The sequence below is a fragment of the Nioella sediminis genome, from assembly GCF_001879695.1.
Classification (GTDB): domain Bacteria; phylum Pseudomonadota; class Alphaproteobacteria; order Rhodobacterales; family Rhodobacteraceae; genus Nioella; species Nioella sediminis.
This window is the reverse complement of the sequence record NZ_MNBL01000137.1, coordinates 1-488: the sequence shown is the minus strand read 5'-3', so window position 1 is coordinate 488 and position 488 is coordinate 1. Positions and strand designations below refer to the sequence as shown.

1 protein-coding gene is annotated in these 488 nt (G+C 61.7%); it reads right to left on the bottom strand.

The window, feature by feature from the left end:
* The coding region (locus BKY26_RS16025) for a GTP-binding protein (protein ID WP_131541957.1) at positions 1 to 488 on the bottom strand (488 nt) is incomplete at its 3' end.

Genomic DNA, 488 nt, shown 5'->3' with positions numbered 1-488 from the left:
ATATCGTCGCCCGGGAAGTCGTATTCGGACAGCAGCTCGCGGACTTCCATTTCCACCAGCTCCAGCAGTTCCTCGTCATCGACCTGGTCGACTTTGTTGAGGAACACGACCATGGCGGGGATACCCACCTGGCGGCCCAGAAGGATGTGCTCGCGGGTCTGCGGCATCGGGCCGTCAGCGGCGTTCACCACCAGGATCGCGCCGTCCATCTGGGCGGCACCGGTGATCATGTTCTTCACGTAGTCGGCGTGGCCGGGGCAGTCCACGTGGGCGTAGTGGCGGTTGTCGGTCTCGTATTCCACGTGAGCGGTCGAGATCGTGATCCCGCGGGCCTTCTCTTCCGGCGCGCCGTCGATCTGGTCATAGGCCTTGAAGTCACCGAAATACTTGGTGATCGCCGCCGTCAGCGTCGTCTTGCCGTGGTCAACGTGACCGATCGTGCCGATGTTACAATGCGGCTTGCCGCGCTCAAACTTTTCCTTTGCCAT